This window comes from Coprobacter tertius, assembly GCF_024330105.1.
Lineage (GTDB): Bacteria > Bacteroidota > Bacteroidia > Bacteroidales > Coprobacteraceae > Coprobacter > Coprobacter tertius.
This window is the reverse complement of the sequence record NZ_JANDHW010000008.1, coordinates 122,959-147,138: the sequence shown is the minus strand read 5'-3', so window position 1 is coordinate 147,138 and position 24,180 is coordinate 122,959. Positions and strand designations below refer to the sequence as shown.

Sequence of the window (24,180 nt, the reverse complement as noted above, 5' to 3'; positions counted from 1 at the left end):
TTATTTCCCCTTTTTATCTCAGTTTTAACGTATCACCTTCTGATGGTACGTATTCAGAGTCTTTCTTATTCATCTTATACAGATTTTTAACTCGGATGCCATATCGTTGTGAGATATCATGCATCGATTCTCCTGCTCGTACTTTGTGGAACAAATAAGGTTTTTCAGCTTTTTTATTTTTCTTCTCGAGATAGATGATATCTCCCGCTTCGAGAGGATATTCCTCCGGTATTTCGTTATAACTGCACAATTTCTTTTTCTTAAATCCCAGTTCTTTGGCAAGGGAAGCCATACTGTCGCCATCACGGGCTTCTACATAAAGGAGACCGTAAGATTTGTAAACCGGTCGTCTGATAACGATTTGTTGTGTCGTATTCGGTATTTTATCACGGCTTCCTTTGCGGTCGTATTGGTACAGTTCGTAGAGTTCGATTAACTGTATTAATTTACTGGCATAGGCTTTGTCTGTTGCATAACCGCATTGTTGCAATCCGCGGGCCCAACCTTTATAATCGGTACTTTTTAGCTCAAATAAGCGGGCGTAACGCATATTGCGGGTAAGAAACAGCGAATGGTCTTCGTAAGATTCTTTCGGATGGCGGTATTTTCTGAAACATTCTCCCTTTGCGTCATCGTCATGATATACACGGGCGCCGGTCCATTTATGACATTTTATTCCGAAATGGTTATTCGATTTGCTGGCAAGTTGTCCCAGGCCGGCACCCGATTCGAGAAGACCTTGTGAAAGGGTAATACTGGCCGGTATTTTATATTTTCGCTGTTGTTCTATGGCCAAATCCTTATATTGGTCGATGTAGCGCATATAAATGCGGTTCTTGTTCTGTGCCGTAACCGAAATACAAAAGGATACCAAAAAAAGAGTAATCAGTAAAGGTAAAGATTTCGGACAGGAGATTACCTGTCGAAAAGTCGTTTTATTCATTGTCTTTTATCCTTATTATTTTTATATTTGTATAATAGACTATACTTAACGTAATACGTAATGAAAGAATTAAATATCAATACAAAGATAACAGTTTGTTCCTATGATGAATTGAGTAATGAGGAAAAAATTCTTATCGATAAGGCAAAAGAGGCAAGTTGCCACTCTTATGCTCCGTATTCTCATTTTCAGGTAGGTGCTGCTGCTTTATTGTCTGACGGTACGATTGTTACGGGAAACAATCAGGAAAATGCAGCATATCCTTCGGGCTTATGCGCCGAGCGTGTCACTTTGTTTTTTGCTAATTCCAATTATCCTTCTCTGCCGGTAAAAACTTTGGCGCTGGCGGCGCAAACAAAGGGTGAATATACGCATGCGCAAACCGCGCCTTGCGGTGCTTGCAGGCAGGTAATTCTCGAAACCGAAAATAGATACGATACTCCTATCCGATTATTGATGTATGGAAAAGAAAGTATATATATCGTAAGCTCTATTAAAGATTTATTGCCGTTACATTTCGATAAGACGTGTCTCGAAGGATGATTTTTTATTGTCTTTGCCAAGAATAAGAGACCTTTTGTATCTGGCTGAATGATAATAATTTATAAGGATATTGAAAATTATGGGTAACGATTTGCCAACATTCAGACTGCATTGATGTCCTATGATTTGCATATCATCAAACAACTCTATTTGTAAAGATAGGTAAAAATCAATTTGTACATTAGTGCATGTATAAAAAGATTCAGATTGCGATTTTTTTGCAACGGTGAAAAAGAGGAAACAACAGCTGAGTGATGAAAAACGAATGAAGTTTATTGTGGAATGTATGATTTTTTTTCATTCAGAACGTGACTATTTCTGGAAGTAGATTATTAACTTACAAGACTTAACATTTCGTAATATGAGGCTGGGATCAATTATCCTTCCTTACCTTCTCTGACAATTTTTTGCAAATTCTATAATATCACTCTTGATGAGTTTTTTGCGTTTCTGAACTATCCCATCAAGAAATAAATAGGGGTATTTCGGAGTTGAAGATAATTTGCTCGTCGTCTGCTTTTAAAAAGATTCGGTTCCGGGGGCCAATATAATCCCAGGTTAATTCCCGTGTATCCATTTCTTGTGATATGTAATGCGTGCCTTTAAACAGGCGTCTTAAACGTTCTTCTCTTTCACTCATTTTTTTGTTATCCGGATATTTTATGGTTGCGTGTTTTTCATCGGATAGATGTGTTTCATATCTATTTCAAGGGGCATAAGGGTTATCTGTTTGGTAAATCCTTCACCTGCTTTCTTGTATCTCATATCTGGTTCTTATTTCTGCATTTTAAATAACTTAGTGAGGCGTTCTGTTAAAAAGTTGGGTTGTATCTTACCTAAATCGCCCGTGAATGCTTCAAATGCTTCGGGTTCTTCCCGTTTGAAGGCTTCCAACTCCTGTTCCACTTGTTGCCAATACTTTTTTTCTCGCTTTATTCGTTCCTTTTCCCGTTCGGGTGTGTTTTCGGGTGTAGCGATGGATGCCGGATAGAGTGGTGGCTGAAACCCTTCTGCTTTGCGTCGTTCGTAGTCTTTCTCCCGATAGGGATCGAACAGCTCTCCGGGGGGCAACGGTCTGTTTTTATCCATATACCATACCAGGATGGAGTGTGTTTGTAGTGCATCGAAAAAGGGTACAAAGTCGATGCCGTAACTGCGAAGTCCGTCAGGGTGGCTGATGGCTAACCGGCGTGGTCTGCCTGCTTGCATTAGAAACATTCCGAAACGGGCATCGGAAAAGGGGAAGGTAATAGTTCCGGGATCTCGTCCGTAGTTTTTTAATGTACGGGGATTGGGGAAGGTCATCATTCCCGTCATGCGGTCAAAAGTATAGACTTTATACGAGCGGGGTAATACCCACAAGCAAGGTAGAAGCGAAAAAAGTATAAAGATAGTTATAATGTAAATTGCGTCTCCCATCGTTGGCTCAGCAAATACAAAAGGTAGTATCAACCATAAGAGCCCTCCACCGCCAAACATGAGAAATATTGCTTCTCTCCTTCCTCTGTAGTTGAAGATAATTTGCTCGTCGTCCGCTTTTAAAAAAATTCGATTCCGGGGGCCAATATAATCTTTAGTTAATTCCCGTATATCCATTTCTTGTGATATGTAATGCGTGCCTTTAAACAGGCGTCTTAAACGTTCTTCTCTTTCATTCATTTTATTCGTTCTTTAAAGATGATTTGTTCAATTTATTTCTTGGCACACATCCGAGCTTTATGGATAGAAGAGCATGCCGGCTGTATCGACGATGAGGATATTTTGTTCGCTGTACCACAGCACTCCGTATATACATACAAGGTCGGAAAACGACTGTTTTAGTACTTTTCAAATTCGTTTCACTGCCTAAGTTCAAACTCAATGCAAATGCAGGAATGCCCTACTATTTCATTTTATCCAGGATGCGTTCCACTGATTTAGGTAGTTTGTCAGAGCTGTACTGATGTAACTCGGCAGCTCCTTCACCGATTTTAATTCGGATTGAACCAATTCTCGCAAATACTTTTTGCCACTCTACTTGTGTTTGCGCTATAGACTCTATTTATTTAATATTGTACGTCACATTTGCGTGTTCGGGAATTGCCAGCCCTAAACGTATTTAATATAAAATTAATTTATGTAAAAATGCAATAAAACAACGTATATTAACATTTGGTTGTGACTTATGTGCGTCTTCACAGTGGCTTGAAAGATGGTGTCACCCCGTATAATTAGTCATGTTTCTCTTTATTAAAAGCCTGTATATAGCAATTGTCTTATCGTTGTGAACAAATATAGATATTATTTTTAATACTCGATGTCGTTTTTCCGAGTAAGAGTAACGGGATGGTTACGTAACTCAGGTTTCAGTTGGCTTTTCGGTGGTTATACTTGGTTTCGTTCGTATAGTCCGTATTTCTTAAACCTCTTATTTACAACCTTCCTGCGCTCCTCTGTTCAATCTCTCGCTTTTTATTCTTATCTTTGTATGGAATAACCCGGAAAGGATTTTTTGAAAAATGGATAATTATATTGTTTCGGCACGAAAATATCGGCCTTCTACTTTTCGTTCGGTAGTAGGACAAAAGGCTTTAACGCAGACGCTGAAAAATGCGATCGATTCTCATAAATTGGCACACGCTTATCTCTTTTGCGGACCACGAGGGGTAGGGAAGACTACTTGTGCCCGTATTTTTGCCAAAACGATAAATTGTCTGCATCCGACTGAAAATGGTGAGGCGTGTAACGAGTGTGAATCGTGCAAGGCTTTTAACGAGCAACGCTCTTATAATATTTCCGAACTGGATGCCGCCTCTAATAACTCAGTGGAAGATATCCGGCAACTGATCGAGCAAGTACGTGTGGCCCCGCAGATAGGCAAGTATAAAGTCTTTATTATCGATGAGGTACACATGCTTTCCGCTGCTGCTTTTAACGCATTTCTGAAAACTCTCGAGGAACCCCCTCGGCACGCCATATTTATATTGGCTACTACCGAAAAGAATAAATTGTTACCTACGATTTTATCGAGATGCCAAATTTATGATTTCCAGCGAATAACGATTGCCGATACCATTGAACATTTGCAATACGTCGCCTCCAGTGAAGGAATACAGGCAGAGACCGAGGCCTTGAATATTATCGCTCAGAAAGCAGACGGTGGGATGAGGGATGCTTTGTCTATATTCGATCAGGTGGTAAGTTCTACTCGTGGAAATGTGACTTATGAGGCGGTAATCGAGAATTTGAATGTTCTCGATTATGAGTATTATTTTAGACTTACCGATGCGTTTTTGCGGAATGAAGTTCCTGATGCATTACTTATTTTTAATAAAATATTGTGCCAGGGTTTCGAAGCCCAGTATTTTATCAGCGGTTTAAGTAATCATTTTCGTAACCTGTTGGTTTGTAAAGACCCATCGACTCTTTCATTATTGGAGGTCGGACCTTCTGTGGCCGAACGGTACGGGAAGCAGGCTCTGCAGTGTGACACAGGTTTTCTGTATAAAGCGATGGAACTTAGTAATGATTGCGATCTCGCTTATCGTGCCAGTAACAATAAACGATTATTGGTGGAGTTGACGCTCATTAGGATATGTCAGCTTTCGTCACCGATACCTCCTACTGAAAAGACACAAGATCCTGTTCTCGGAAAAGTATCTCCTTCCCGATCTTCTAATCCAGAAGGTGGAATAGCCGGTACGAAAACCGGTACAATCGATAATCGCGGCTCTGTAGCCGAGCCTCAGGCCGGAATTTCGAAGCAAGTCTCTCAAACTGTTTCCGAGCCGGTAGAAAGGAAGGCGGTTGTTCCGGTTCCCGAACCGGCTGCGGCGATTTCAAAGACGGCGGTTACACGTATGGCTCCGCCTACAATCTCGATAAAAAAGCCTCAGGGAATTAAAGAAGATAACAAGCCGAAAGAGGCGCAACTCGTAGAGATGAACGAATCGTTCTCGAATGATGATCTTCAGCGTGCATGGATACAGTTTACCAAGACAATCCCTTCTGAAACTGTTTTGGTAAATACAATGATTAGTTGCCGTCCTGTGATGACCGATCCTACTCATTTCGAAGTTGTTGTAGATAATCAGGCTCAGTTAGATTTGATGCAGGCTAAGGGAACTCAACTAATGACTTTTTTAAAAAATACACTGAAAAATACGCATATTGCGATTTCAGTTAGAGAAAGTCAAAGACAAGAGCGGCAAAAAGCTTTCAGTCAACGAGAAAAGTTAAATTTGATGGCCCGGAAAAATCCGTATGTTCAGCAATTTGCCGATAAATTCGGGCTCGAACTTGCCTGATTCAAATGTGTTATTCTATTTTTTCTATATATTGATAAGCGCCTAAATCGGGGTTTGTCCCTTGCGGACGTAGATGACCTTCGAGATCATAGCGCAAGTCGGCATTCAAGAATTGGGGATTCCCTTTACCTATAGCGTCCGAGCCTTCTCCGATGTGATAATCGAAAATATAATCTTTTCCGGTGTTGATAAATTTAGGATCGGCTTCCCAAACGCACTCCCTGAAATTTTGGTCATCAGAACCTTTTACATTAAATAGGCAGTTGAGGAACGATATATCGGAATCTGTTATTTCTGTGGGGGAGAGCAGGCTGTAGCTCCCTGTAATAATACAATTTTTGAAAGTCGCATTTGCAGATACATTACTGGTTCCTTCATCAATCAAATGTTCGAAAGAGAGAATTGCCGAAGAGATAATGTCGAAATTATAGTAATTTGCCAAAGTACAGTGAATAAATTCCGATCGCCCGCCGATTTGATGAATAAGAGCACCTCCTGCGTTTGAAAACTGACAGTTCCAGGCTTTTATATTACTGAAATTCGATTGTACGAGATCGGTCGCGGAATTATGTATTACCGAGTTGCTGAGAATGAGTTTTGTTCGGTCGATATCGGAAGAGTCGATTGCGATGCCGTAGCTCGAACCTCTCATCCTCACCTGATTCATTTTGTTTTCGTAACTGTCCTTGAAGAATCTGATTCCGCCCCATTGTCCGGCCAGATAATCGTATGGCAGGTTCGAGAAGAGTTTATCCAGGCGATAACCTCTAAATTGTACGGGATTTTGTGCCGTGCCTTCTGCAGCAAGTCGTCCTTTTACCAGCAACATCGCTTTATCGTAGAAAAAGAGTTTGGCCCCCGGTTGTAAAGTGAGGGTCGCTTCGGGGGTTACGACGAGGCTATCGTAAATAAGATACGGTTTGTTTCCATTTAATGTCGTATTTCCTGCGGGGAGTTCTTTCCCTTTCATGACAATGGCATCCCAGCCGTAGGCTTCCAATTTCACGTCTTGTCGTACTCCGTTTGTAATAAATACGATCGAATCTTTAATCTGTTGGGGAAGGTCTTTATGAGTGGGATTTACATTGGCTTTTACAAAAATCATAATGCTGTCTTTTTCCCATACGATGACGTCGGACAGGTCGGGTCCGGGACGGCCGTCTACATTAATATAAAATCCTGAGTTTTCGGCATCGGCAAGAGTAATCGAGGATATTTTAAGGGCTTTTTTTGACCGGTTATACACCGTGAAACGCATCGTTGCTGTACCTTTCTCGGTGAAAATGGTATCGAATTTTACCGAATCGGTAGAAAAACTGAGACGGTTAGCCGGATTAGTGGTAAATTCGTCATCGAAACATCCCTGCAGCATGATCAGTAGGGAACAAATAAATATGACGGGATAAAAAAGCATTCGTTTCATAGTATTATAAACGATTTTATATCCCGGTTATTGTACAAGCGGTAATAAAGAAAAAACGGAGGAATGTTTTATTGATCGTGTTTATCGCTCGGTTCCGTTTCCGATTTCGTTTCTTTAATGTATATTTGTAAATAAAGTAATCGATAAGTTTTGCATTTATGAAATATTATCTGATAGCCGGTGAAGCCTCTGGTGATTTACATGCATCTGCTCTGATGCGCGCGTTGAAAGAGGAGGACAAAGATGCCGAGTTTCGTTTTTTCGGTGGAGATCTTATGGCCGCACAGGGGGGGGCACTGGTAAAACATTATCGGGAAATGGCATATATGGGATTTGTTCAGGTTTTCTTGAATTTGAATAAAGTATTTGAAAATTTGGCTTTATGTCGTAAAGATATTACCCGATGGCATCCCGATGTACTTATCCTGATCGATTATCCCAGTTTTAACTTGAAAATAGCGAAATACGTGAAAGAAATGCTGGGTATTCCCGTATTTTATTATATTTCGCCGAAGATATGGGCTTGGAAGGAGTATCGTATAAAAAGTATAAAACGGTATGTCGATAAGATGTACTCTATTTTACCTTTTGAGGTTCCTTTTTATAAAAATCACGGGTATAAAATCGATTATGTGGGTAATCCTACTGTCGATGAAATTTCGGAACGGCCTTTTGCCGATGAAACATTCGATGCTTTTATATTGGGAAATAATCTTCCCGATAAGCCGGTTATTGCGTTATTGGCAGGAAGTCGGAGAGCTGAAATTGCCGAAAACCTACCTAAAATGATTGAGGCGGCTTCTTCTTTTCCCGATTTTCAGATGATTGTTGCCGGGGCTCCCGGTATTGAGCCTGAATATTATAATCAGTTTACTGAGGGAAAAAATGTTTCGGTTGTTTTTAACAGCACATTTCGTTTGTTACAACAGGCTTCGGCTGCTTTGGTGACATCGGGAACGGCTACTTTAGAAACAGCCTTATTCAACGTGCCTCAAGTCGTGTGTTATCATATGGGAGGGGGAAAATTTACATACAGGCTTTTTAAAAGAATACTGCATGTCCGTTTCGTTTCGCTGGTAAACCTTATCGCCGATGAAGAAATAGTCCCCGAGTTATTAGTCCATTTGTTTACTGTGGAGAACGTACGAAAAGAACTCGGAAAAATACTGTATGAGGGCGAAGGTCGCCGCAAAATGTTGCTGGGATACAGATTGGTTGCTGAAAAGCTCGGGAAACCGGGTGCTCCTGCTAATGCTGCCCGAATGATGGTAGAGACTTTAACGAATTACAAGCATTGATTTCATTTAGTTTGTCGATTGTTTCTTCAACAGAAGTCGATTGTACTGAATGATTTTGAAATTCTAAGATTATTTCCTGGGAAGAAATTGCTGTAATGTTTATTGTATTCGGGTTATTTTTATTTTCGTTGATATGATAACCGTTTCTTTCCAGTGCGTTTCTGATCCAGTATTTGGGTTCTGCATCGGCATGTAATGTAATTTCGGTGCCTTTTTCTTTTTGTAAACCGGCATGAAAACTACCGTTGGTCCGGTCGAATGTTATACCGGGATGATCGAACAGGTGTTCTACCCTGCCCGAAAGAATCATGTCTTCGGTAAATCCCGTATTGAGACCTTCTTTGCGGGAAAGTAACCAAAGACGGTCGGCTAAAGATAAGGCTTGTTCGGTGTCGTGCGTCGACATTAGTATTGTTTTTCCTTGTTCGCCTGCTATACGACGCAATAAACTCATAATTTCTATTCGGCTGGGAATATCGAGAAATGCGGTTGGTTCATCGAGTAATACGATCGGACATTCCTGAGCCAGAGCTTTGGCAATCATAGCCTTTTGTCGTTCCCCATCAGATAGTCGTCCGATGTATTCGTTCGCTTTAGAGGTAATTCCGGTTTGTTCCATGGCTTCTTGTATTATCCGGTCGTCATGGATAGATAGCTTTCCGAAAAAACCGGTATGCGGATGCCTTCCCAAAGATACCAGCTCATAAACCGTTAATCCTCCGGCATAGGTTTTATCAGTGAGGACGACTCCTATCAAACGGGATAGTTCTTTTTCACTGTATTCACGTAATGATTTTTCTCCGATTAAGATTTCTCCTTGTAGGGGAGGCTGTGCCCTGTTTAAGGTGCGTAGTAATGTTGATTTTCCCGCTCCGTTCGGTCCGAGTAAACAGGTTAGTTCTCCCTGGTAGAGAAAAAAAGAAAGATCCCGATGTAACGGAGATTCTTTTTTTCTTTCTTGTCGGTATCCGATACTTATATTTTGTGCTGTTATGACGGGCTTTTTTCTCATTAGTGAAAATATTGTATTTTCTTTTGATTAATGATTACATAAATGATGACAGGAGCACCTAAAATGGGGGTAATAGCATTTAGTGGCAAAATACCTGTTTCACCTGGAAGAACGCAGATGAGGTTGCATAACAAGGCGACAGCTCCTCCTGTTAGCAATGTCATCGGTAGCAGGATATTATGATTTGAGGTACCTAATAATAATCGTGCCATGTGAGGCACAGCCAGTCCGATAAATGAAACCGGGCCGCAAAAAGCAGTAGCCGTTGCGGTTAGAATTCCTGTGCATACAAGTAATATCCACCGTGTTCGGCGAATGGGAACACCGAGGTTTTCGGCATACCGTTCACCTAATAATAAAGCGTTCAACGGTTTTATTAATAACAAGGCTAAAATAAGGCCGGCCGTAATCGATATGCAGAAAAAGGGAAGTTGGGGGAGTGATACTCCCGAAAAATCGCCCATTCCCCATAATGTGTAGTAATAAACTCCTTCGGCTGTTGCGTAAAAGTTAATGAGCGATATTACCGAAGAGGCGATATATCCGATCATGATACCGATAATAAGTAACATGATATTACTGCGTACCAGAGTAGAGAAAAAGAGAATAATCGATAGAATAAGGCCGGCGCCGATAAATGCACCGAAAACGACAGCCAAACTGCCCGATAACGTAATACTACCTGAGGTTCCTATGCTTCCACCGAATAATAACATGACGATGGCAACCCCCAAACTGGCTCCGGTATTGATTCCGAGAATCGATGGTCCTGCCAGTGGATTATTAAAGACAGTTTGTAGCAGAAGTCCCGAAACAGCCAGTGCCGATCCGCAAAATAATGCGGTTATTGTTTGTGGTAAACGCGATTGTAAAATGATAAACGCCCAACTGCTTTTTTCACTTTCGCCCCCGGTAATGATGGCCCATATGTCCCGTATGGGAATGTGTACTGAACCAATTACCAAATTGCTTATTATCAGAATAGTGATAATAATGATCAGGGGGATCAGATATTTCCAGCGGCCAGCAAAACGATTTTTCATTTTTTCATCGGATTAAAATATCGTAAGGTATCGTTTGCCAGAGACCCGGGATAAAATATTTTTATAAGGTCACTCAATAATTCGTCTGGATGCAGGGGGATACGTTCATAAAATGGTACTTTCCCGGTATTGCAGGTAAAAATATTGCCTTTTTTAAATGCATCGAAATTGGTATAAGGGGGATATTCGTCTTTTAAGTCATTATAAGACATTTCTTGAGCCCGGTTATATTTTATCAACCAAAAATCAGCCTCCTTCCCTTTTTCGAATACCGATTCGAACGGTAAAGCTATCGATCCGCTTTGGTCATTGTCCGCCCAAATATAGTCGGCACCCGCATCCGCAAAAAGACGAGCCATGTAACTATGTCCGCCGGGTACATACCAGGCCGACCCGGTTTTCATTTCTGAAATCACTGTCGGTTTTTTCTCGGGAGTTGTCGGAATTTCTTTTTTTAATGTGTTATAACGGTTTTCTATTGCCTTGAAAAGAGAATCGGCTTTTTGTTCTTTTCCAAAAAATAATCCCAAAAATTTTATCCATTCCGCACGACCCAGCGGTGAAGTTTCCATATAATCACTGCATTCGATAAGGGGGACTCTTATCTTTTCTAAACGGCCGTATCCCATATTCTGCATGGGAGAAACGAATACGGCTTCGGTTTTAAGATCGATGATTTTTTCTACATCGGGAGACATGGATACCCCCAAATCGGAAATACTACCGATACTTAATCCGTTTTGTATGTAAGGAATAGCGATGTATTTCGAGTCGCATACGCCGGTTATTTTCTCGATAGCGCCTAATTCATCGAGCAGGCTGCAATGTACCGAAGAGAATACCGATACTCGTTCGAGTGGGGTTCTAATCAAGGTCCCTTCCGGTAGAGTTTCAGGTAAATCCTTCTCCCGTGGTACGAGAATATAACGGTGCAATATGTGTCCGGGTTTCCATGGGTCATTTACAATCACTTCGGTATATCCTTCTCCCCGGTTTACTTTAAACCCTTCTGCATATGAAAGATGTGTACCGGCTGCAGTCGTCTCATTCTCAGTTGTTTTTTTGTTTTGACACGATAATGACAAGACCAAAAGAATAAAGACAGGCCAATGAAGGATTAATTTTTTCATGTTGTAAATCATTTAGTTAGGAAATCTGGGTAATTCTCGTGACTTAGAATCCGATTTATATTAATCTTGAATTTTAAATTTTTTATTCAAGTCATCTGACGTTGACCGTACAAACGGGATAATCGCCACCGGTACTCATTTTCTTTTTCAAATTCCCGTTACTGTCGAAGATATATACTTCTCCTCCTTCTGTTCCTTGTGAAGTTATATAAATGTCGCCGGACACTTCATCGGCACTCAGTTTATAAGGAGATGAACTGAATACGGAATAATCTTTGATAAAGGCGTTAGGTATTACCGCATCGGTTCGAGTGTCGAATACGGTGATCGTAGAAGAAGATCCGGTTTCATCGTAAACGGTATTCAGTAAGTAAAGTTTGTCGTTGCATATTGTCATTTCCGTAGCGGTGATATTCATCGGTGTTACATTGTTCGATGCATCGATCTTATATAATGCGGCGGGAATGTTCGCATAGAAATTACCCAAAGCGAGTACATAAATGTTTCCGGCACTGTTCTTAGCCAGGTATGCCGGATTAACGGCCACTTCAATTTTATTTTCCGTATCGTTAGTCAGGTCGACAACCGATACGGTTTTCTGACTTTGATCGTATGTGTAATCCGAGTTTGCCACATAAAGTTTATTATTGGAAATTACAATTTGTTCGGGATATTTCCCTACTGGGATTTCCTTTTTAATCTGCATTTCCGTTGTATCGATACAAGCTACTACGCCGGTAAAAGAAGATACGTAAACTTTTCCGTTGTCCGAGGTGAAGTAACGAGGTTTCTCTAATGTTTCGATCGTTTTCAACAATTTACTTTTTCGGTCGGTCACGTATATGGCATTCTGGTCGGTCATGGCAATATACATTTTCGATCCGTATACGATCATGTTGTTTCCCGTTTTTCCGAGAGCTTGGTTGTTTACGGCGTTAAAAATGTCTTTTGTGGCTATCTGCGTATTGGAATTGTAAAAAAAGAGATTGGAGTTATTAGCCGGATAACTTCCCGTATTAAGTACGTATATTCCTGCGAAAGGTTTTTCTGAAGGTTCGGGTTTGGGTTCGTCATCGCTGCATGAAGTAAAAGCGAATGTTAATGTCAAATAAAAAAATAATAAAGAGAGTCTGTTTTTTTTCATATCTTTTATCCGTTAATTAGTTTTTTATTAAAGAAGATCGGATAAAATATGAAGAAAGGAAGTTATAAAATGTGTTTTTTAAACGTATTTAATACGTTGTGACCTCCTATTCCCGACCTTTACCCGAAGTCTCGAATCAGTAATGATTTTCAGGCAGGTTTTCTGACTGTCTTCATATCGAAAGAACCTTCCCACCGGTATTACGGCAGTGGCTTAAGCAGGGCTTCGATACTTTTTTAGAAGATCACAGCTGCGGGTACAGTTCCGGACTTTCACCGGATTCCCTTTTAGGATAATTGTCGTTACGACAAATCCTCACCTTAAATCGCTGACAAATATAAGCTATTTTATTGGAAAGACAATGAATCCTGAATATTAGGTTTATATACAATATTCGGCAATATCGATAATGCCGGCTCTCATGGCGTATTTAGTAGCCTCATGCATGTTATTTACATTTATTTTCCTGAAAATATTTTTCCGGTGAGTATTAACCGTATGAAAACTCAGATGTCGTATGGTTGCGATTTCTTTGGTAGAATTGCCGAGAGCGATTTGTTTCAGTATTTCTGTCTCGGTTGCAGTAAGCCGTTCTGCCCGAATGCTCGTATTGTTTTTCGATATTAGTTGATTGCTTATTTCGTTACAGATATAGCGATGTCCTGAAAGAGTCTTTTGCAATCCCAGCAATATCTCTTCTTTAGAACAGTCTTTAAGCAGAAAACCGAAACGGTGGTTTATTACGATGCGGTTGATGAAATCGTCACTTAGTTCGTCCGAAAATAACAGCCAAGAAGAATCGGTATATCGTTCGCATATATTAATAAGTTCTTCTGGTCCCGAAAAATCGAAAAGTGTATAATCGAGTATCACGGTTGCCTCGGGTTGAGAAGATAAAAGTGAGAGTAATTCTTTTTTGCTATTACTTTCCGATGGTATTATATCGGGAAGTATTTCTGCAATCAGATGCCTCAATCCTTCTCGGCTGATAGCCTGGTTGTCGGCCAGAATAATTGTTTTCATGAATGGTGTTGATTCTTTATGGGACATATTGTGTTATTTTCCTTATTTCATATCTTTGTGTTTGGTAATAAAAACTAATAGATTGAAACAAAACGGTCGTCATCATAAAAACGCAGGGAAAAAGATTTCATCGGGAAGAAATCATAAATCTCCGTCTGGTAAAAGGGTTGGAAAATCAAAAGCCTGTAAGGCTGATAATGCCCGTAACCGTATTCTTAATCGTTGAGGATTATTCGGTTTAACCATTATCAACAAGTTAACGAGAATTGTCGATAACCTGTTGATAAAGTTTGTTATCTGCTGAGCAGAAATTTTTTAAAGGGTATAAAATCCGTAGTAAGTTCGATACTTTTTTTCTCTCCTTGCATAAATTCCTGTAATTTTATAGGCACGGTGATTTTATCATCGATAATATTTTCTACTGTATCGAGAAATTTTGCCGGATGAGCTGTTTCCAGGAAAATGCCTGTTTCGTCCGGACATAATCCGTCTATAAGAGCCTGATATCCGCATGCTCCGTGTGGGTCGAGCAAATAACCTGTTTCCCGGTAGGTTTCGGCAACAGTTTTCATGATTTCTTCATCGGTATAACTGTAGCCGCTAATGTCGTTACAAATTGCGTTGTGTGAGTATTTGTAAAGATCGAGTATACGTGCGAAATTGCTGGGATCTCCTACATCCATTGCGTTAGCAATCGTTGCTATCGATGGTTTAGGAGTATAGCATCCTGTTAAGAGATAATTCAGAAAAATATCGTTCCGGTTATTGGCTGCAATAAAACGTTTTATCGGCAGTCCCATTTTTTTTGCAAAAAGGCCTGCTGTAATGTTTCCGAAATTCCCACTGGGGACGCTAACGACTACGTTTTTATTTTTATTTTGTCGCTCCAGTTGTGCGTAAGCGTAAAAGTAATAAAAAGCCTGTGGGAGAAAACGGGCGATATTTATCGAATTGGCCGAAGTTAATTTTATCTTTGTGTTGAGTTCTTCGTCAGAGAATGCCGATTTTACCAGTGCTTGGCAATCGTCGAATGTACCATCGATTTCAATGGCTGTAATATTTTGTCCGAGAGTGGTAAATTGTTTTTCCTGTATTTCACTTACTTTTCCTTTAGGATACAGGACATATACATTTATTCCTTTTACTGCCAAAAATCCGTTTGCAACGGCACTCCCGGTATCTCCCGATGTAGCTACCAGCACATTTATCTCCTTTTGTTTTTTATTTTTGGTAAAATATCCCAAGAGGCGGGCCATAAAGCGGGCGCCTACATCTTTAAAGGCAAGAGTGGGGCCATGAAATAACTCCAGACTATACAGGTTGTCTTTTACGTTTACCAGAGGTGTATCGAAATTCAGAGTATCATATACGATTTCTTTCAATACATCAGCTTCTACATCATCGCCAAAAAATGCCTCTGCTACAATAAAGGAGATTTCCTGAAATGTCATTTCTCCGATATTGTGGTAAAATGCATCGGGAAGCCTCTTTATTTTCTCCGGCATATACAAGCCTTTATCTCCGGCGAGGCCTTTTACAACGGCCTCTTCCAGTGTGGCTTCTTTTACCTGTTTGTTTGTACTGTAATATAACATTGTATTTAGAGTTGTTTAAAAAATTCTTTGATAAACATATCTTTAGATAAGGTGCCGTATATGCCTTTGTTGGCACTGATTTCATCGAAGTTTTTTACTTCATCGCCAGTAGTCCCGGGTTTATAAATAACAAAAGGTACCGGCATAGCGGTATGGGTACGTAAACGGCACGGTGTAGGATGATCGGGTAAGAGGCCTATCGTAAGAGGTTCTCCCAACGACGGTGCCCCTTCAATTATTCTTTTCAGAAGACGTCGATCGAGGTATTCGATCGTTTTCATTTTAAGTTCGATATCTCCTTCATGGCCTGCTTCATCACTGGCTTCTACGTGAAGAAAAACGAAATCGTTTGTTTTTAAAGCTTCGAGGGCGGTATCGGCTTTTCCTTCGTAGTTTGTGGTATACAATCCGGTAGCGCCTTCGACGTTTATAGGTTTCAGTCCTGCGTATATTCCGATTCCCCGAATGAGATCCACGGCTGAAATAACCACTCCGTTTTTTATACCGTAGAGTTCCGACAAACTTTTCATTCGGGGCTTGTTTCCCGGAGACCAGGGCCAGATACTATTTGCCGGATCTTTTCCTTCGGCTATTCGTTTCTGATTTACCGGATGATTTTGGAGAATTTCTTGCGATTTGAATATCAGGTTGTTTAGCCTGTCGGCTGTCCTAAGACCTTCCGGTTTTTCTGCCTTTATCAGAATGTCTCTGAAAGGAGTTCCCGGTACGTCGTGAGGTGGGATACATTTGATAAATTTGCTTCCTTCTTTCATTTTCAATAAATGACGGTATGAAACACCAGGGAAGAAATTAACGTCGTCTCCTCCCAGATTCTTTTGGAGATAACGGATGAGTTCCCACGATTCTTCATTTGAAATATGCCCGGCGGAATGATTTTTTAATAGATTGTTTTCTATGCATACGAGGTTACACCTCATAGCAATTTCATTTTCTTCAATATCTATACCCATACTGGCAGCTTCGAGGGATCCCCGTCCTTCGAAAACCTCATCGAGGTCGTAGCCCAGAACCGAAAGATTTGCAATCTCGCTTCCGGGGTGATAACCGGAAGGTACGGTTTCAAGTAATCCGTTGCGTCCTTTTTGGGCGAGCATGTCCATATAAGGAGTATCAACTGCCTGTAAAAGAGTCTTATTTCCGAGAGATGCGATCGGCTCATCGGCCATACCGTCACCCAATACAATAATGTATTTCATTTTCCGATTTATTAAGTCCGGCATATCGGAAAACCGTTGCCGGAGATGATTAAAAATTTATTTTACCGGATATTCGCGATACTTATAATATCGGCGAATACGCCGGCGGCTGTTACCATGGCTCCTGCACCGTATCCTTTAATAACCATGGGGTATTCATTATAACGCTCGGTTGTAAGTAAAATTACGTTATTACTGCCTTCAAGATGATAAAAAGGATGTTTGTCATCTACGGTTTGTAATCCTACCGATGTTTTCCCATTCTCGAGACTTGCTACGAAACGGAACCGTTTCCCGGCATTGGCGACTTCTTTTCTCTTTTTTTCGAAAGTCGGGTCGAGTTGTGGAATATTTGTCCAAAATTCTTCGAGAGATCCTCTAAAATATTTATCGGGAATAAATAAATGTTTTTCTACGTCTTCCTGTTCAACTTTATATCCGGCTTCACGAGCCAGTATAACAAGTTTTCGTATTACGTCTTGACCACTGAGGTCGACACGCGGATCGGGTTCACTGTATCCAGCTTCCTGTGCCATTTTTATTGCTTTACTTAACGGGGTATTTTCACTGATTACATTGAAAATGTAATTGAGTGTTCCCGATACGACAGCTTCTATGCGTAGTATTTTGTCTCCGCTGTTTATCAGGTTATTTATCGTATTTATAATGGGGAGACCAGCACCTACATTCGTTTCGAAGAGAAATTTTACATCTTTTCTTCGGGCGATATGTTTCAGTTCGGCATAAGATTCGTAAGATGATGACGCTGCAATTTTATTGGCAGCTACGACCGAGACATTGTGGCTGAGCAAGTCTTTGTAAATACTGGCAATAGTTGTGCTGGCCGTACAATCTACGAATACTGCATTGAAAATATTCATATTGATTATGCCGTCGCGTATCGCTTGTGGAGTGGCGTTTATATCCGATTGTTTTAATCCTTCTTCATAAGAATCCAGAGAGATACCGTCTCTATTGAAAATACATTTTTTTGAATTGGCCAGTCCTACGATATTTAATTTCAGGGATTTGTTTTTAAGCAGTTTCGGTTGTTGTAATTTTATTTGGTCGAGTAGGTCGCTTCCAACCTGTCCTACACCTGCGATAAAAACGTTAAGTACCTGAGTGGAAGAAAGGAAAAAGGAATCGTGTATTACGTTCAGGGCTTTTCTTAAACTGTTCAGCTCAATAACAAATGAAATGTTAGTTTCCGAAGCCCCTTGTGCACAGGCGATTACATTAATACCGTTACGGCCCAACGTATTGAATAGTTTCCCGGCAATTCCGGGAGTATGTTTCATGTTTTCTCCTACGATTGCGACAGTTGCAAGATCTTTTTCGGCTGTTATTTCACTGATCTCGCCCATTTCTATTTCTTTGGCGAATTCTTCGTTCAAGACTTTTACCGCTAAGTCGGCATCGGCGTTTCGTACTCCGAAAGAAGTATTGTTTTCGGATGATGCTTGGGATACGAGGAATACACTGACTCCTGATTTTGCCAGAGCTTTAAATATGCGGTAATTGATTCCGATAACACCGACCATCCCTAATCCTGTTACGGTGATTAGACAGGTGTCGTTAATCGAAGAAATACCTTTAATCGCTTTCCCTTCACTCGAGTCTTCTTCCTGTGTAATCATCGTACCGGGAGCTTCGGGATTAAATGTATTTTTTATTACGATAGGAATGTTTTTGTGATATACCGGGTAAATGGTTGGGGGATAAATTACTTTGGCTCCGAAATTACATAACTCCATTGCTTCTACAAACGACAGATGTTCGATAACATAAGTCGTATTGATCACTCTCGGATCTGCTGTCATGAAGCCGTCGACATCGGTCCATATTTCAAGTTTCGATGCATCCAGTGCGGCTGCCAGTATCGCTGCGGTATAATCGGATCCGCCCCGCCCGAGATTGGTGGTATCGTTGCTTTTTTTATCGGAGGAAATAAACCCCGGCACGAGAGCTACTTTAGGGATTTCAGAAAATGTTTCTCTTACCAAATGGTTGGTAAGTTCGAAATCGACGATATGTTTGTTATATTGAATTTCTGTTTTAATAAATTGACGTGAATCGTAATGTATGGCATCTTTTATAACTCGACTTACGATAAAAGATGATAAACGTTCTCCATAGCTAACGATCGTATCTAATATTTTGGTGGATAAATCGCGTATGAGCGAAACTCCCCGATAAATATTTTTTAATTCATCGAGCAGAGAATCTATTGTTTCGGTTACTTCCTTTTTTTTATTATCAGGAACGATTCCTTCGATGACTGTGTGGTGGCGTTGTACAATATATTCGAAATTAGTCATCCAGCCGTTATTCCCGTTGTTTGCCATACGGGCTGTTTCTATTAGTTTATCGGTTATCCCTCCTAATGCCGATACTACTACTATTGCCGGTTCTTCACAGGCTTCTACTATTTTTTTTACGCTTCTGATACTTTCTACAGTACCTACGGATGTCCCTCCGAATTTTAATACTTTCATCGGTATATAATTGATAAATGGAATAAATAATAAAATTTCAGGCATATTTTCATATGTCCTGCTATCCCGGTCTGCATACCTTTAAATATTTAAGGAAAACAGACAAACACACAAATTTATAAAGATTGTTTTGATACAAGTCCCGATTATTATTCGTTAACCTGTTAAAGAGACGGAAAAAAGAATTCTACCCCCTAAGGGGTCATCATGGAGGAGAGAGTGAACATATATAAATGGCGTATTCTCATTTTTCCGTATTTTGATTTTTTATTTTCTCTGCAATATTATATATAATTTTTTATTTCTCCTACAAAAAAACTCTTTTTATGATGAATTGACGGAAAATTGTCCGTTGTAGTAACTATATGATGCCATATTAATAAATCAGCCATTTCGGATTTTATAAAATCCGAAATGGCTGATATTTCCGGAAGTTGTCCGAATCGTTAGTCCTTCGCAAAAACTCTTACCACCTAATCGTATTATGTAATTCAAAAATAAAGATATTGAAGATTAATCTGATTACGGATTTCAATAATTAATTTGAGAATATGTAAAATATTGATATATATGTAATTAAAAATCAATATTGGCCCTTAAAAATCATTAGAATTGATAATATGAGAATAAAAATCGAGAAATATTTGTAGTTGTTTTATTTCCGGTTGTGTTCTCTCCTCCATTGTGCGGGAGGAATGCCATGTTTTGCCTTAAATAGGTGATAAAATGTAGAAAGAGACTGAAATCCTACTTTTTCAGAAATTTCGAGAGTGGTGAGGTGTTTGTCTTCAAGAAGTTTTTCGGCTTCTTTTATACGGAAATGGTTAATCCATTCGGGAAAACTTTTACCCAGATGATTATTCAGGTATCTACTTAGATATGTTTCGTTTGTTGCCAGTAAAGATGCCAGCTGCGATATGGTAATTTCGGGATTGCGATAAAGGCAAGATTCGTTCATTAATTTTTCTAACGATGTTTTGATTGCTTCCGTAAGATTATCGGTTACATAATTGTAGTCTTTTTTTTCGGAAATTACTACCCTATGGTCGGAAATAACTGGTATTTTCAAGTCGCTATTCTGTGAATGAGGAGTTACTTTGATGATAAGATAAATGCATAGTCCCATTAAGGAAATATTGTAAAATATTTCGGGAATGTAACTAACAGAAAGTATGGTAACTAATTCGAATAATATTACTATTGATAATATAGAGACGATGTTGATTTCTGGCGATCGGTCGGGAAATCTTTTGCATAGTTTTATTATATATGGAATGTAAAAAATACATTCGACTAAAAACAAAGCGAGGCAGGTGAAGCGAAAGATAATCCACCAATCTCCAGTCCGGTATATAATATCACTCCAAGCATAAATTATACGGTCTTCGTTTTTTTGTGCAAATACGTTTACAATATAAAAGAGAAAAAGTAATACCGGGAAGATAAAGTGTCTTGCGGCATCTTTTATGTGGATATTTTTACCGGAAGCTTTTTTCTTTATATAGAGAAAAATAAGAGGAGGCAGCAAAGTCATCGTCCATAAATTGGGGGCCGGTATAAGGGAGATCCCTTGAAAAAGAGTAATTCCTTCGTAAAAACTATTATAAGTACATAGAAATAATAATACGAAAAGAATACCGGTTAGAATGGGATCAGATATTCTTTTATAAGGGTATTTCAATATAATGAATCCTGTAGAGCATAGTCCCAGCCATGCAATTAATGATAATAGAATTGCTGATATTTTAAGTAGAATAATTATCATGTTTATAGTTCGTACCGGCAAATATAGGAAAAAGATAGAACGGTAGGTTTTAATATATACCGATAAAACGAATATGAGAGTATTATGATTTCGAAAGAATGGTTATTTTTGCAAGGCAGACTGGTGTTTGTAAGAGTTTTCTATATTCTGCCGGTAAGTCCGGCTTTCTGCAATTTTTGATAAGAGCCTGATCGATGAAATATTCTGTAATAAATATATTTTTATTGTTTTTATTCTGTTATGCCTGCAATAACAGACATGATAATAAGAAGGCTGCCTTATTGGAACAGGCCGACACGGTAACGGTCGTTTCTCCTTATTTCGATATAATATGTGATTCTGCTCAGACATTATCACCCCGGGAAGCTATACCGGTATTATTGCGTCTATCCGAAAGGCCTGCTATAGAAGAATCCGAATTCAAAAAAAAAGAAATGTGCCTCATTAAGGCATATGATATCGCTAATACCAAACAGAAAAAAGCCGTTTTATACCGTATGGTGGTGTTTTATTATGAAGAGTTATACCTATATGTCCCCGGGTTAGAAAATTATGCTCTTGCTGAAGGGTACCGCCGGTGTCGGGAATTGGAAAGCGGTTATTCTCTTTCTGAAAAGGAGTGGGAAGATATAACGGTACGTAAAGCAGAATATTTGAGGTGGATGGAACAGTATGAAACGGTTATTAACCTGCATAATGAATTATTGGCATTTTATACCAAACGGGATGATGCGTTGAAAATGATCTCGCAAATGAGAGCTATAGCTGTTTTATTCAATCTGATGGGAGATATGGCTAAAAGCTGGGAAATGAACCGGAAAGCCTATGAAGTGTCGGAGAAAAAAGGAGTACAGGATAAACAGTTGGGTATTCTTTCGGGAATGGCGATGGATGCTTATGCATTAGGCCATTATGAAGAATCATTGCGATTACTGAAAAAACTTTCATTTTTGTTGGGAAAGGATAATCAGGAGAATGTAAATTTTAAGATCGCCGAAAATTATGTGGGGATGGATAAATATAACATCGCCCGTAATTATTTTCGCAAGGTACTTGACCAGGGGAATCGGATTGGCCGGTCGACTGTATATATAAGCATTGCCGATACTTATGTGAGGGAGGAACGGATAGATTCAGCGGAGTTATATTTCCGTAAAGCCATATCTGATTTTAAAGTTTCGAAAGAAAAGCAGAGCGGCGTGTTTGGGAGTAAACTTAACTTACCCTATTGTTCGTTTCCGATGTGTATAAGGTATGCCCGTTTGTTAGAGAAAAATGGGAAGACCGAGGCCGGGTTGGGTGTTCTGGATTTAATGCGTCCGATGGCATATAGTGAACTGGCACGATATAACCTGAAAAATGCGATAGAGGCATTAAAAGTGTATGCATCGTTCTATCGTAGTTCGGGTGAATTTGCTAAGGCGTTTGAAGCACTCGATAGAAGAGATTCTTTGACGCATTATTTTACCGAACAGGAAAAAGAAAAGAATTTCGGTACGATTACGCGACGCTATAAGAATAAAGAGTTTATCGATTCGATCGACTGGAAAGAAAAGCAGATTGAATATTCGAAAAGAACTCTTGTGTTATCCATGTTTCTTATTGTTTTATTAGTGGGTATTGTGACTATGTTGTGGTGGATGTATACTCGTAAAAGGCAACAGTTATCTCTTATATATAATAAGCAACAGGAGATTGATAATTTAAAGAAAGGCTTGCAACAGAGCGACCAGACGGTCGATCCCGAAGAATCTTTGTTTAAAAAAACGGATGAAGTGATGAGTTCCCGATATTTGTATCGCGATCCGGAACTTTCTCTCGAATTTCTTTCCCGGTTGATGAACGTAAATCGTACTTATTTGTCTGCTTGTATTAATAATCGTTCGGGGAAAAACTTCAATCAATGGCTGAATGGTTACCGGATACGCTATGTAATCGAACGACTCGATGAGGATACCGATATTCAAGCACTTTACCGAGAGGCTGGTTTTTCCTCTTTAGCTTCTTTTTACCGGTCTTTTAAGCAATACACTTCGATGAGTCCTAAACAATATGTCGAGTGGGAAAAAGATCATAAGTGAACAATATATTTTATTTTGTTATAGTCTTTGGAAAAGATATTCGGACAGATTCGGAAAAACTGGTTTGCTTTAGAGAAAATAATTTACCTTTGCGTGGCAGAATAGCGGTAAAGTATTGCCTGTATTTCTGCGTTTAAAGCCCTTAGATATGACAATTGAAAAATGGAAAGGCCATATAGCTTTACTTATGGCTAATGTAGTATGGGGTGTGAATACCCCTATCTCGAAAACTCTGATGCCGGACTTTCTTCCTGCCGGAGCTTTAAATTATTTTCGGTTGATCGGTGCATGTACTGCGTTTTGGTTATTGTCTTTATTTTGTAAAAGAGAAAAAGTGACGAGAAAAGATCTGCTTTTATTATTCTTTGCCGCGTTTTTCGGTGTGATGTTCAATCAGATGCTTTTTTTACATGGGTTGCAAATGACTGCTCCTATCGATGCCGCGATTGTCGCGACTACGGCTCCTATTATTACGATGATCGTATCGGCGATGTACCTGAAAGAGCCGATTACCTGGACTAAAGTCGTCGGTATTGTAGTAGGTATGTCGGGAGCTATTTTACTGATTTCTTCAGGACATGCCGGAACCGCAGTGGGGTCGGGAAATATGATTGGTAACCTGTTGTGTGTGGTTAGTTGTATTTCGTTTGCCATTTATCTTACTGTTTTCAAAAATCTTATTTCCCGTTATTCTTCGGTAACACTTATGAAGTGGATGTTTTTATATGCTGCGATTGTTTGCCTTCCGGTACTTTACCGGGATGTGGCGTCGGTTGATTACAGTGAGTTACCGGCCGGAGCTTGGTGGCGTATAGCTTATGTCGTTTTTGCAGCTACATTTTTTGCCTATCTGATGATTCCTGTCGGGCAGAAAACATTACGGCCTACAACATTGAGTATGTATAATTATATACAACCGTTGGTAGCAACGGCTGTTGCCGTGATCATAGGTTTAGATACTTTCGGCCTTACTAAAGGGGTTGCCGGTATATTGGTTTTTGCAGGAGTATATATTGTCACACAGAGTAAATCGAGAGCACAAATGTTGGCTGAAAAGTCATCGGGGAAATAAATAATTTCATTTTGCTACTTTTTAGGGCTTAAAATCTATAATTCGTCGTTTTTTCTGAGTAACAAATCCTGTATTCAGGATAAATTTTTATATTTTTGTCATTCGAT

18 protein-coding genes and 1 riboswitch are annotated in these 24,180 nt (G+C 39.6%); of the genes, 6 read left to right on the top strand and 12 right to left on the bottom strand.

Going from position 1 to position 24,180, the window contains the following annotated elements:
* Nucleotides 1-13: 13 nt before the first annotated feature.
* Complete coding sequence (locus NMU02_RS09645) at nt 14-943, bottom strand: glucosaminidase domain-containing protein (RefSeq protein ID WP_255027647.1); 930 nt, start codon at nt 941-943, stop codon at nt 14-16.
* 60 nt (nt 944-1,003) lie between these two features.
* On the opposite strand from NMU02_RS09645, the gene NMU02_RS09640 reads away from it, so the two are divergent.
* Nucleotides 1,004-1,486: a cytidine deaminase gene (locus tag NMU02_RS09640; protein WP_255027645.1), complete on the top strand. Its 483-nt coding sequence runs from the start codon at nt 1,004-1,006 to the stop codon at nt 1,484-1,486.
* 774 nt (nt 1,487-2,260) lie between these two features.
* On the opposite strand, the gene NMU02_RS09635 is transcribed toward NMU02_RS09640, so the two are convergent.
* Nucleotides 2,261-3,145 carry a hypothetical protein gene (locus tag NMU02_RS09635; protein WP_255027644.1) on the bottom strand — a complete coding sequence of 295 codons (885 nt, stop codon included), beginning with the start codon at nt 3,143-3,145 and terminating at the stop codon, nt 2,261-2,263.
* A gap of 839 nt (nt 3,146-3,984) precedes the next feature.
* On the opposite strand from NMU02_RS09635, the gene NMU02_RS09630 reads away from it, so the two are divergent.
* Nucleotides 3,985-5,772: a DNA polymerase III subunit gamma/tau gene (locus NMU02_RS09630; RefSeq protein ID WP_255027643.1), complete on the top strand. Its 1,788-nt coding sequence runs from the start codon at nt 3,985-3,987 to the stop codon at nt 5,770-5,772.
* Nucleotides 5,773-5,782: 10 nt separating this feature from the next.
* On the opposite strand, the gene NMU02_RS09625 is transcribed toward NMU02_RS09630, so the two are convergent.
* Complete coding sequence (locus tag NMU02_RS09625) at nt 5,783-7,195, bottom strand: choice-of-anchor Q domain-containing protein (protein WP_255027642.1); 1,413 nt, start codon at nt 7,193-7,195, stop codon at nt 5,783-5,785.
* 158 nt (nt 7,196-7,353) lie between these two features.
* Between NMU02_RS09625 and lpxB the strand changes: the two genes are divergently transcribed.
* A complete protein-coding gene (lpxB, locus tag NMU02_RS09620; protein WP_255027641.1) occupies nt 7,354-8,493 on the top strand; it encodes a lipid-A-disaccharide synthase in 1,140 nt (379 codons plus the stop codon).
* Here the strand turns inward: lpxB and NMU02_RS09615 are convergent.
* The 5 genes from NMU02_RS09615 to NMU02_RS09595 form a co-directional block, all read right to left on the bottom strand.
* Complete coding sequence (locus NMU02_RS09615; RefSeq protein WP_255027640.1) at nt 8,444-9,505, bottom strand: ABC transporter ATP-binding protein; 1,062 nt, start codon at nt 9,503-9,505, stop codon at nt 8,444-8,446. The genes lpxB and NMU02_RS09615 overlap by 50 nt on opposite strands.
* A complete protein-coding gene (locus NMU02_RS09610) occupies nt 9,505-10,548 on the bottom strand; it encodes an iron chelate uptake ABC transporter family permease subunit (protein ID WP_255027639.1) in 1,044 nt (347 codons plus the stop codon). Before NMU02_RS09610 ends, NMU02_RS09615 begins: the two co-directional genes overlap by 1 nt.
* Nucleotides 10,545-11,678 (bottom strand): ABC transporter substrate-binding protein, encoded by a 1,134-nt coding sequence (locus NMU02_RS09605; protein ID WP_255027637.1) that lies wholly within the window; start codon nt 11,676-11,678, stop codon nt 10,545-10,547. The genes NMU02_RS09610 and NMU02_RS09605 overlap by 4 nt, the downstream gene beginning before the upstream one ends.
* Nucleotides 11,679-11,769: 91 nt before the next feature.
* Nucleotides 11,770-12,822: a YncE family protein gene (locus NMU02_RS09600; protein WP_255027635.1), complete on the bottom strand. Its 1,053-nt coding sequence runs from the start codon at nt 12,820-12,822 to the stop codon at nt 11,770-11,772.
* Between the two features lie 135 nt (nt 12,823-12,957).
* Nucleotides 12,958-13,160: riboswitch (cobalamin riboswitch) on the bottom strand.
* Between the two features lie 43 nt (nt 13,161-13,203).
* The gene (locus tag NMU02_RS09595; RefSeq protein ID WP_255027634.1) at nt 13,204-13,845 is read right to left on the bottom strand and encodes a response regulator transcription factor; all 642 of its coding nucleotides are present in this window, start codon (nt 13,843-13,845) and stop codon (nt 13,204-13,206) included.
* Between NMU02_RS09595 and NMU02_RS09590 the strand changes: the two genes are divergently transcribed.
* Nucleotides 13,844-14,071 carry a hypothetical protein gene (locus NMU02_RS09590; protein WP_255027633.1) on the top strand — a complete coding sequence of 76 codons (228 nt, stop codon included), beginning with the start codon at nt 13,844-13,846 and terminating at the stop codon, nt 14,069-14,071. The genes NMU02_RS09595 and NMU02_RS09590 overlap by 2 nt on opposite strands.
* A 67-nt stretch (nt 14,072-14,138) precedes the next feature.
* Here NMU02_RS09590 and thrC read toward each other — a convergent pair whose 3' ends face one another.
* The 4 genes from thrC to NMU02_RS09570 form a co-directional block, all read right to left on the bottom strand.
* A complete protein-coding gene (gene thrC / locus NMU02_RS09585; RefSeq protein ID WP_255027632.1) occupies nt 14,139-15,440 on the bottom strand; it encodes a threonine synthase in 1,302 nt (433 codons plus the stop codon).
* 5 nt (nt 15,441-15,445) lie between these two features.
* Nucleotides 15,446-16,657, bottom strand: coding sequence for a cofactor-independent phosphoglycerate mutase (locus tag NMU02_RS09580; RefSeq protein WP_255027631.1), 1,212 nt, complete (start codon nt 16,655-16,657; stop codon nt 15,446-15,448).
* Nucleotides 16,658-16,719: 62 nt separating this feature from the next.
* Nucleotides 16,720-19,155 (bottom strand): bifunctional aspartate kinase/homoserine dehydrogenase I, encoded by a 2,436-nt coding sequence (thrA, locus tag NMU02_RS09575; protein WP_255027630.1) that lies wholly within the window; start codon nt 19,153-19,155, stop codon nt 16,720-16,722.
* Nucleotides 19,156-19,810: 655 nt separating this feature from the next.
* Complete coding sequence (locus NMU02_RS09570) at nt 19,811-20,920, bottom strand: helix-turn-helix domain-containing protein (protein WP_255027629.1); 1,110 nt, start codon at nt 20,918-20,920, stop codon at nt 19,811-19,813.
* Between the two features lie 194 nt (nt 20,921-21,114).
* Between NMU02_RS09570 and NMU02_RS09565 the strand changes: the two genes are divergently transcribed.
* Nucleotides 21,115-23,001 (top strand): helix-turn-helix domain-containing protein, encoded by a 1,887-nt coding sequence (locus tag NMU02_RS09565; protein WP_255027628.1) that lies wholly within the window; start codon nt 21,115-21,117, stop codon nt 22,999-23,001.
* 148 nt (nt 23,002-23,149) lie between these two features.
* A complete protein-coding gene (locus NMU02_RS09560) occupies nt 23,150-24,073 on the top strand; it encodes a DMT family transporter (protein WP_255027627.1) in 924 nt (307 codons plus the stop codon).
* Nucleotides 24,074-24,180: the final 107 nt, after the last annotated feature.